The sequence below is a fragment of the uncultured Lamprocystis sp. genome (genome assembly GCF_903933125.1).
In the GTDB taxonomy this organism is placed as follows: domain Bacteria; phylum Pseudomonadota; class Gammaproteobacteria; order Chromatiales; family Chromatiaceae; genus Thiodictyon.
Window position 1 is genome coordinate 1 of record NZ_CAIZIZ010000359.1, and the last position, 8,982, is coordinate 8,982.

Annotated in this window: 4 protein-coding genes; 3 read left to right on the forward strand and 1 reads right to left on the reverse strand. The window is 66.6% G+C overall.

What is annotated here, in order from left to right; all coding sequences use genetic code 11:
* The first annotated feature begins 639 nt into the window (after nt 1–639).
* A complete protein-coding gene (locus QZY03_RS18630; protein ID WP_295583659.1) occupies nt 640–1,452 on the forward strand; it encodes a Uma2 family endonuclease in 813 nt (270 codons plus the stop codon).
* A 144-nt stretch (nt 1,453–1,596) separates the two neighbouring features.
* On the opposite strand, the gene QZY03_RS18635 is transcribed toward QZY03_RS18630, so the two are convergent.
* On the reverse strand, nt 1,597–2,346 hold the full coding sequence (locus QZY03_RS18635; protein WP_295583660.1) for a response regulator transcription factor: 750 nt from the start codon (nt 2,344–2,346) through the stop codon (nt 1,597–1,599).
* A gap of 203 nt (nt 2,347–2,549) precedes the next feature.
* Between QZY03_RS18635 and QZY03_RS18640 the strand changes: the two genes are divergently transcribed.
* Together QZY03_RS18640 and QZY03_RS18645 are read left to right on the forward strand one after the other, a co-directional pair.
* Nucleotides 2,550–3,731, forward strand: a complete 1,182-nt coding sequence (locus QZY03_RS18640; RefSeq protein WP_295583661.1) for an EAL domain-containing protein — start codon at nt 2,550–2,552, stop codon at nt 3,729–3,731.
* A gap of 105 nt (nt 3,732–3,836) precedes the next feature.
* Nucleotides 3,837–8,891, forward strand: a complete 5,055-nt coding sequence (locus QZY03_RS18645; protein ID WP_295583662.1) for a PAS domain S-box protein — start codon at nt 3,837–3,839, stop codon at nt 8,889–8,891.
* Nucleotides 8,892–8,982: the final 91 nt, after the last annotated feature.

Below are 8,982 nucleotides of genomic sequence, written 5' to 3' on the forward strand. Positions count from 1 at the left end.
AAGAGGGCGAAGCCGCCATGCTCTTGCGCCTAATCGCCCGCAAGTTCGGTCCGCCCCCCGAGACGGTACGCGAGCGCATCACGCACGCCGACTCCGAAACCCTGTTGGCGTGGTCCGACCGCATCCTGACCGCCCAGACCCTCGACGAGGTGCTCCACTAACCAAACAGCCAAACCACCTTGCCGCCGCGCCTCATCCACGTTAGCATAACCCCTAGTTTAAGGGCTGAACGACCATTTCGAACAGGTGCGAACAGCTGACCTCGGCCATGCCCGCCACTGACAGGGTAGGGCGGTAGCGTGTCCGAACCTGTTTGAGCGCTCCGCACGGGTCGCCTCACGTACTCACCAGACCCAACGGCCTTCGCACCCCGCTGGCCCGCCCCCCCGCGACCGGTGCAACGCAACCGGAGGCCGACGCTTTAGCGGGCGGCGCCCCCGCATCCAACTGAAGCTTCAACCTCCGGCTGGCCGTGCAGGTATAGCGTTCGTACCTGATATCCGGACAGAGCCTGGGTGTCGGGGCGGGTTTGAAACCCGCCCCTACGTCCGACTATCAGGTTCGATGGCTGTCATCGGAGGCGATTGCGGGGCGATCGGACTAGAATCGAGAGATACCAACCCGCGAGGGCTAATCGCCATGGGCCAGTCCCAACACCAATCCGGCTCCGGCCCCTTTCGGGCGGATCAGTTGCACGATGGCGACCGTTACGAGCTATCGAACGGCCACCCCATTTATTGCGCACCCGCCGGGCCGGAGCATGCCAGCCGCAGCCTCACCGGGGCGGCGGTGATCGCCAGCGACCCGGACGTGGAATGGGTTGGAGTCGATGCGGGGTTCTCGCCGGAGCCCGGCACCCTGCGGGCACCGGACGTGGCCGTTGCGGCGCCGCCGAGCGGACGCGGATGGATTCCGGGCGTGCCGCTCCTGGCGGTGGAATATGCGAGTGTCGGCCAGGACGAGGCCGATCTCCAGACCAAGATCGGCGAACTGTTGCGCGGCGGCAGCCGCGCTGTCTGGGTGGTGCGGCTCCTGGGTCCGCGCCGGGTCGAGGTCCACCGCCCCGGCGAACCCATGCTGTTGGCAACCGTCGGCGAGTCACTCACCGCGCCCGGCATCCTGCGCAACCCGGTGCCGGTGGAAGCGCTATTTGAACACGCGGCGGCTGATCGGGCGACGCTCCGCAACCTGCTGCAACGGGCCGGCTACACGGACCTGGAGGCGGTGCGGGAAGAGGGACGGGAGGAAGGACGGGAGGAGGGACGGGAGACCGGGCGCGAGGAAGCCCGCGCGGGCCTGGCGGACGCCATTATGACCCTCCTCGCCGTGCGAGGCCTGGAGCCGAGCCCCGCGGTCAGCGAGCGCATCCACGCCTGTCGCGACCTGGACCAGTTCAAGACCTGGCTGCTCGCCGCCGCCCGAGTGACCGACCCGACGCGGATTTTCGACTGAGTGAAAGTCGCTCAGCGACCCCGTGGGAGCGGCGTCCCGCCGCGACGGGCCGGATGCGTACCCCCGGCGTTCGGGGTCACCGCGGCACCGCATCGCGGCGGGACGCCGCTCCCACGGGGGGCATTCATCGTCTGCGCGGAGCGATCACGACCGATCGGAACGATCAAGGCCCTCGGCAGCCTCCTTCTCGTCGGACTCCCCCCGCAGCGCCAAGCGGTAGCCGCGACCGCGTACCGCCCAGATCGTCAGGACGTCGATCCCGGCGTCACTGAGCTTGCGCCTGATATGGCCGATGTGGCCGATGTGAACATCGGCGGCGCGGTCAGTCGGATCCCAATTGACACGCTGCATCAACGCGCCCCGTTCGACCGGCCGGCCCCCGGCGCGCATCAAGTGATCGAGCATGGCGGTCTCCATCTCGGTCAGTTCAGCGGCGTCCGCCACCCCATCGCAACGCACCTGGCGGGTGTTCGCATCCAGTTGCACGGGTCCGAAACGCAGTGTCGTGTCCTGGGCCAGCACAGGTTGCCGACGCCGCAGGACAGCGCGGATGCGGGCATTCAGTTCGCCCTGCGCGAAGGGCTTGGTCACATAGTCGTCAGCCCCCGCGTCCAACCCGCGGATGCGATCCACGATCTCGTCGCGTCCGGTCATGATGATGACTGCCACCGGAGTGGTTCGGGTCAACTCAACGGCCAGGTCGATACCATCCTCGCCGCTCAAGCCGAGATCGAGCAGGATCAGATCGGCACCCTGACTGCGGTAGATGCGACGCAACTCGGCGCCGCTGGGTGCCAGCACCGTCACATAGCCATCGCACTCCAGACCGCGAGCCACGGCTCTGGCGAAGGGGATGTTGTCCTCGACAATAATAATTCGTGCTGCATCTGCCATGGCGTCGTCCTCCCTTCCTGTCCGCTAAAGCCCGACACTGTTCAGGATAGACCAAGATCCTGTCAACCTGAAAAAAACGGTTCGAGGCTCGCATCTTTACACGTCTTTACCATGACTCACGACATCCGGCACTATGCTTATGTCTCAACCGACCAGTCAGCGGATCAGGTCCATTTTTCCAAGACGCACCGACCCGAAGGACTATGAAACTCATCTGCCTCGACGATGATCCCCGCATGGAACCCGCGCTGCGCCGCTTCGCGAAGCAATTGGGCCACGAGGTCCAGTTCCATACCGCCAGCGCCACCTTCAAGGCGCAGATAAAATGTCAAGCGCCCGATCTGGTGCTGCTGGACCTGTCGCTGGGTCAGGAAAGCGGCATCGATATCATCGCCTGGCTCGCCGAAGCCCAGATCCAGGTCCCTATCGTCCTGCTCTCGGGTCAGGGAGATGACCTGCTCGACACCGCGCGACGCATCGCCAAGGCGAGCGGCATCCTGGTACTGGGGGCGGTCAGTAAAGGACAACTCGTCAGAGATCTACCACCCCTGCTTGCCGAGCGTAGCGGCGGTACCGCGCCCCTGCTCATCCGCCCCGCCGCGGAACCGCTCCTGACGCCGCACGAACTGGAAATCCACATCAAGGAAGGGCGCATCGAGCCGTATTTCCAACCGATCGTCTCCGCCGCCGACCGGCAGTTACGCGGCGCCGAGGTGCTCGCCAGACTCCGCCTGCCCTCCGGCCAGATCCTGGGTGCCCCGGCATTCATTCCGCTGGCGGAATCCACCGGTCTGATCCTGCCGCTCACCGCGGCCCTGTTCACGCGCATCATCGCGGTCGCGAGGGATCTCGAACCCTTGCAGCTCGAATTCCTGGCCGTCAATCTCTCCGCCGCGACACTGGAGCAGCAGCCGACGATCGCCCTCGTGCGGCGCTTGATCGAAGGCTTGGCCGGCTGTTGCCATGTGCACGTGGAGCTGACCGAGACCGCGCGGATCGCCGACTCCCAACCGGTACGGGAGCTCGCGGCCCAGATCAGTCTGCTCGGCGCCTCCCTGGCCGTCGACGATTTCGGCACCGGCTATTCCTCCATCCGGGCACTCACCGAACTCCCCTTCGATACCATCAAGATCGACCTGTCGTTCGTCGCCGAGATGTTCGACTCGGCCAAAGCCAGGAAGGTCCTGATCGCCATCATCGCCCTCGGGCACAGTCTCGGTCTTAAGGTGGTCGCCGAGGGCGTGGAAACCGAAGCGCAATGGCGCGTCTTGATTGAGAGCGGTGCCGACCTGCTCCAAGGCTATCTGTTCGGGCGGCCGATGGACATCCTTGAGTTTGTGCGGACCCGCAGTGCCGCATTGAACACCACCAACCGGGCGGCCTGATCCAGCGCGGCCCGCGGGCAAACACCACCAACAGCATGAGACCCACCGTGACCCACGGCATCCAACCCAGGGTCGCGCACCCCAGTTCCGATACCGGTGGGCGCGATGGATAACAGCATGGGCACCGCCCGGCCCCCCACCGCCGACCACCGTCGGTTGCTCACCCTGGGGCTGGCCGCAGCGGCCATCGCCGGCAATTATTTCAGCCTGCCGTTATTCTTCGGCGTCGATATCCTGTTCGGCTCCATCGCCGTATTGCTGACCCTGGCCCGACTGGGCACCGGTGCCGGTCTGGCCGTGGCCCTGGCCGGGGGCGCCTATACCTGGCTGCTGTGGGATCATCCCTATGCCTTGATCATCCTGGTCGCCGAGGCCGCGGCGATCGGCTGGCACCGGGAGCGGGCGCGCCGACGCGGCCGAACCCCGCCGCCGCTGGCGGTTTCGGCGACCCTGTACTGGCTCCTGATCGGCATCCCGCTGGTGGTGTTGTGTTACCGGTTCGGGCTCGAGATAGGCTGGACCGCAACCCTTCTGATTGCCTTCAAGCAAGCACTCAACGGCATTCTCAACGCCGCCATCGCCGGACTGCTGCTGATCGGGGCAGCACACCTGCGTCGCCGTCAGCCCGGGCTGCCGCTCGCCGAAGTCCTGTTCGGTGTCCTGCTGGCCGGTATGCTGGGATCCACACTCCTGATCACCTCCTGGGAGAATCTGGGTCTCAAAGAACATCTCGAGACCACACACGCGAAACATCTACAGCTCGCGGGTCAACTCACGCTCGATCAACTGGCCGCGGATCGCGCGGCCGGCGGCGCGGACGCCACCGGGCTGCCGGCCCCGCTGCAGCAGCTCGGCGAACACCTGACCGAACTGCTGCTCGCGGCAGCCAACCCCCAAGTGCGACTGGAGTCCGGACCCCTCCTGCCCGCCGCGGCCCCGACCCTCGGCAAACGGCCGCAACCGGGACAACGCATTCCCACCGCGGACCCCGAACTCTTCCTCATGGTGCCCGACGAACCCACGGCCTCGCGCATGGTGCTCTGGAGTCAGGCCCGGTACCGCATGGATCTTCCCGTGACCACGGCGTCACTCCCCAACCAACGGCTGGTCATGGAGTTCAGCGCTGCGCCCCTGATCCATCAGGTCCAACTGCGCGTGATGCACCTGCTTGCGGCGCTGCTGACCCTCGCGCTGCTGGGGGTGGCCGCGGCCTATTGGCTGAGCGGGCGCATCGTGACGCCCTTACGACGGCTCGCGGAGCGGACACAAACCCTGTCGACCGCTATCGGCGATGACCAGCCCTGGGAGCCGCCGCCACCCGGGTTGCTGACCGAGACCCGTCAGTTGACACAGGCCGTAGCGGAGATGGCCAGGTCGCTGGCCGCCGGCTTTCAGACGCTCAGGCAAGAACGGGATCGACGTGAGCAGACGGAACATCGCCTCAACGCGATCGTCGAGTCCTCACCGCACGGCATCGTGGAGGCGAATCCCCTGACCTGGCGGCTGCTGTGGTGCAGCGGCTCCATGTTGCGTCTCTTCGGCTACACCGCGGCCGAATGGAACGACCAGTGTCTGACGATGGAAGACCTGCACCCGGCCGAGAGCTTGCCGCTGGTCCGGTCCGAGTACACACGTATCGCCGGTGCCGATCCGGCACCCGCTCTCGATCTGCCCTGCCGCCGGCGCGATGGCAGCATCTTTTACTGCAAGCTCTCCCCCGGCCTGGCGCGCATCGGTAACGACGCGACCTTGGTCGCATTTTTCACCGACGTGACGCCCGAGTACCAGGCCCGCCGCGCCGTGGAGCGGACCCGGACGGCACTGCTCAAGGCCCAGGAAATCGCCAAACTGGGGTCCTGGGAGCTGGACATCGCCGCCGGCGAACTGTCCTGGTCGCCCGAGGTGTTTCGCATTTTCGAGCAAGAACCGCAGGACTTCACCCCCTCCTATGCGGCGCTGCTGGCCGCGATTCACCCCGACGACCGACCCATGGTCGAACGCGCCTACTGGGACGCCCTCGCCAAGCGCACCCCCTATGACCTGATACACCGGTTGCTACTGCCGAGCGGACAGATCAAATGGGTGCACGACTGTTGCGAGTCCGAAGTCGCCGCGGACGGCCGGCCGCTCAAATCTCACGGAACGATCCAGGACATCACGGCCCGCAAACTGGCGGAATTGGCGGTGCGCCAGCGTGAGGCCATGGTGGGTGAGTTGCTCGCCCTCGCCGCCGAGTTCGTCAAGGTTCCCGACCAGGACATCCTCGCGCTGACCGAGCGGGCGATCACACGCATCGGCCGTTTCAGCCAGGCCGAGCGCAGCTATTATTTCCGTCTCGACACGGTCGCGGACACCCTCTGCAACACCATCGAATGGACGGCCGAGGGCATCACCCCGATGATCGGGAACAGTCGAGCCATCCCCTTGACCGCGCTGCCGGCCCTCATGATCCGGCTGCGGGCCGGAGCCCCCGCCGTCATTCACCGGGTGGCGGACCTGCCCGCCACCTGGTCCAATGAGCAGGCGCTGTTCCGTGCCCAGAACATCCAGTCGCTCCTCGTCGTCCCTCTCATCGTCGAGGAGACCTTACTGGGCTGTATCGGCTTCGATGCGGTGCGGCACCCGCGGGACTGGTCCGAGGTGGAGGTGCACTTCCTCCAGGTCTTCGCCAGCGTCCTGGCCGGGGCCATGGAGCGGGCACGGGCGACCGCGGAACTGCGTGCAAGCAACACCCGCTATGACGAACTGGCCCGCCAAAGCCGCGCCATCGCCTGGGAAGTGGATGCCCAGGGACGTTACACCTATGTCAGCCCGGTGTGCGAAGCGGTGCTGGGCTATCGACCAGCGGAGCTGGTCGGCACCTGCTATGACACGCTGTTCGCCCCGGAGCATCAGGCGTCGGTCAAAGCCGCCGCCCTGGAGGTCTTCGCCCGCAAGGCACCTTTCAAAGACTTCACCAACTGCTGCCGGACGCGCGATGGGGAACAGGTCTGGCTGCTGACCAACGGCACCCCGCTACTGGCCGACGACGGCAGCCTGCTGGGTTACCGCGGGATGGATGCCGACATCACCGAGCGCTATCTGGCGCAGGACCGCATCAAGGAGAGCGAGGGCCGGCTCGCCGCGATCTTCGACAATGCCCCCATCGGCATGACACTGGTCGGACCGGACCGGCGGATCATGCTGACCAACCGTGCACTGGCGGCCTTCCTCGGGCGCACCGCGGAGGAGTTGATCGGCATACCTTTCGATGACGTGACGCACCCGGCCGACCGTGACCGGGACATCGCGGAATTCAGCGCGCTGACCGCCGGCCGCCAGACCGGGTACCGCATGACCAAACGCTACCTGCACCCGGATGGCCGCATCGTCTGGGGCGACCTGCGCGTAGCCCTGCTGCCGACCCGCCCCGGCGAACCGCCGCTGCCGCTGCGGATGGTCGAGGACATCACCGAGCTGCACGCCGCCACTGAACGTCAGCAGGTTCTGGAAGACGCCATGGCGCGTTATGCCGCGCAACTCGAACAACTGGTCGACCTGATCAGCCTGCCGCATCCGGCATCGGAACAGGTCCGCGCCCTGCTGCGCCTGGGTTACCAGGCGTTGGGAATGACCGCGGCGGTCCTGGGGATCGTCGACGAGGCGCACGGACATCTGACGCTGACCAAGCTGCGCGACGATGCTCCGACCGGCGCCATCCCCGATCTCAGCCGCGCGCTGCTGGCGGAGACCCTGGCGGAACGGGGCAGCCCCTGTCAGATCGCGCCGGAGCGGCTGCCCCCTGCCGCGACCGCGGCGGGGTTCAGCTGCGGTATCCTCATGGCCTTCGACGGCACGCGCCCGGACGGATCCCACGCGACCCTGACACTCGCACTCTGGGGGTTTCAGCGACACCCGCAACTGCAAGAACCGGAACGCCAGATCATCCGTCTGATCGCCCAGCGCATCGCCTCGGTGCGGCGTCAGGAACAGGTCCAGCGCGACCTAATGGAGGCCCGGGAGCGCGAGGCCATCGGCCACCTGGCCAGCGGCGTGGCCCACGACTTCAACAACCTGCTGGGTGTGATCGGCGCCAACATCTACTATCTCGACGCCTGTCTCGTTGACCAGTGTCCTGTCGACCCGGAGGTCCGCCAAGTTCTGGAGGAGACCCAAAGCGCCCTGGGGCACGCCAAGGTCGTCACCTCCGGCATCCTCGCCTTGAGCCGCGGCGGCCGCGTGCCGTTGGAAGTCGTGGACCTGGGGCGGACCATTGCCGAACTGGAGCACATCCTGCGCCACATCCTGCCGTCCGGCATCGCGCTGCGGGTCACCGTTGCACCCGGACTCACCGCCTGGAGCAACAGCGCCTTTCTCCAGTCGGCGCTGCTCAATCTCGTGCTCAATGCCCGTGACGCCATGGCCGACGGCGGCATCTTATCCATCCAGGCACGTCCTCATCATTGGGAAGAAGACACCCCGCTCGCGGTCGGACACCTGGCCGCCATGGACTGTGTGGATCTCAGTGTCAGCGACACCGGCAGCGGCATCGCACCCGCCATCCTCCCGCGGATCTTCGATCCGCTGTTCTCCACCACGGCCGCGCGGCGCGGCCACGGCCTCGGGCTCTTTATGGTGCAGGAGTTCATTGCCCGCTCGGGGGCTGGACTGGCCGTTCAGTCGCGGCTGCATGCCGGCGCTTGTTTCCGGCTGCTGTTGCCACGCGAGCCCAGCGCCGCCGATCCCCGGCCGGACTCGCTACGCCCGGCCGCTTTACCCGGACCGGCGGAGCGCTCCGGGGCTCCGTCGCTCGCCGGTTTGCGCGTGTTGGTGGTGGACGATGATCCGCAAATCCGCGAAGCGCTCGCCCGACTCCTGACCCTGGAGGGCGCCAGCCTGGTCCTGGCCGAGCACGGACAGGCCTGTTCCGATCTGCTCGAACAAGACGGCGCCTTCGATCTGGTGCTCTCCGACATCGCCATGCCGGTGCTGGACGGCATCCGCCTCCAGCAGCGACTGGCGCGCGAGCGGCCCGAGCTCCCGGTCATCCTGATGACCGGCCAGCAGCCGGTCCTGGGCGACGCGCACGCCGGAGCCGAACCGCCGCTCATCCTGCGTAAACCCCTTGACGCCGCCACCCTGCGGGCGGCGATTCTTCAGCGTTGTGTTTGGAACACTTAACAACCGTGAACGGTTCCCAAGATCCCCGTGGGAGCGGCCTCCGGCCGCGATGGGGCCCACCGTGAACTCGAACACCGCGACTCGAACACCG

Coding starts and splice junctions, on each gene's coding strand:
- QZY03_RS18630 (WP_295583659.1), top strand. CDS start 640: ATGGGCCAGTCCCAACACCAATCCGGCTCCGGCCCCTTTCGGGCGGAT.
- QZY03_RS18635 (WP_295583660.1), bottom strand. CDS start 2,346: ATGGCAGATGCAGCACGAATTATTATTGTCGAGGACAACATCCCCTTC.
- QZY03_RS18640 (WP_295583661.1), top strand. CDS start 2,550: ATGAAACTCATCTGCCTCGACGATGATCCCCGCATGGAACCCGCGCTG.
- QZY03_RS18645 (WP_295583662.1), top strand. CDS start 3,837: ATGGATAACAGCATGGGCACCGCCCGGCCCCCCACCGCCGACCACCGT.